At 38.4% G+C, this 1,270-nt stretch carries 1 protein-coding gene; it reads right to left on the bottom strand.

All coding sequences use genetic code 11. From position 1 onward, the window contains the following. Positions 1-30: 30 nt before the first annotated feature. A protein-coding gene (locus WJR50_RS34045; RefSeq protein ID WP_341297787.1) for an IS3 family transposase occupies positions 31-1,211 on the bottom strand; the annotation gives its coding sequence in 2 pieces (ribosomal slippage) (positions 31-953 and positions 953-1,211; 1,182 coding nt in all). Positions 1,212-1,270: the final 59 nt, after the last annotated feature.

Here is a 1,270-nt window from a genome sequence, read left to right as displayed (position 1 = left end):
TGAACTTGCAATAAAAAACTGGACAAAAAGTTAAGCAGCTTTTTGAAGTTGATTCAAATTTTGTCCGTACTGTTCTGGGGTCATATATCCTAGCGAAGCATGTATTCTTTGCCTGTTATACCAGACTTCAATAAATTCAAATATCTCTATTTTAGTGGCTACCACGCTTTTCATTTCTACATGATGAATTAATTCCAGTTTTAAAGTTCTGAAAAAGCTTTCTGCTACTGCATTATCCCAGCAATTAGCCTTCCTGCTCATGCTCTGCTTGACCATTTTATTTGCTTTAAGAGTATCTCTAAAATCATGACAGGCGTATTGTACGCCTCTGTCGGAATGGAAGATCAATTCTGTAGTTACGGGTCTGTTGTTTATAGCCATCTTCCAGGCAGGAATGACAGTATCAGATGTTTTCATGGTCTGGCTTAATGCCCAACCAATGACTTTACGATCTCCCAGATCCACTACTGTTGTAAGGTACAGCCAGCCTTCTAATGTTTTAATATATGTAATGTCTGACACCCAAGCTTTTCCAATATTTTCTAGTTCAAAGTTTCTATTCAGTAAGTTCTCGGCTACCGGATAGTTATGATTGGAATCTGTCGTTTGAACTCTATATTTTTTGTGAGTAATACTTTTGATATTAGATGCTCTCATAATCCTAGCTACCCTGGGTCTGGATATCCGAACACCTCTCTTCTTTAGTTCATGAGTAATCTTGGGACTACCATATCTACCCTTACTTTTCTGATGAATCTCTTTGATGAGCTTTAGAGCTTCTTGATTATTTATCTGTCTAGTAGATATCTTTCTGTTTAGCCAATGATAATAACCGCTTCGGCTCACTTTGAACACCTTACACATCTTCTCAACAACAAATAAATGTTGGTGCCCTTTCATAAATTGGAAGATTTGCTGTCGTTCCTGGAGAAGATGTTCACTGCCTTTTTTAGGATATCTCTTTCAATCTCTGCTTCTCGTAACTGTTTCTTTAATCTGGCGATTTCAGCCTGCTCAGGAGACAAAGCTGGTTTACCATACCCTGAGAAACTGCCCTCTTTTTTCTGTTGATACTCTTTCTTCCAGCGGCTAAGCAGGTCTAAACGAATACCTAACTCCTCGGCCACTTTAATGGCTGGCTTACCTGTGAGGCATAACTCCACAGCCATTATTTTAAATTCCTTGTCATACTTTCGTCTTTCTTTTTTCATATCAGCTAAGTTAAGTGAATTACGCTTAACTCACTGTCCAGTCAAATGTAGCAGGTCCA

Origin of the sequence: Catalinimonas locisalis, from assembly GCF_038039535.1 — a bacterium.
Classification (GTDB): domain Bacteria; phylum Bacteroidota; class Bacteroidia; order Cytophagales; family Cyclobacteriaceae; genus Catalinimonas.
Note: the sequence above shows the minus strand (reverse complement) of the source record. Positions and strands in the feature narration are given on the sequence as shown.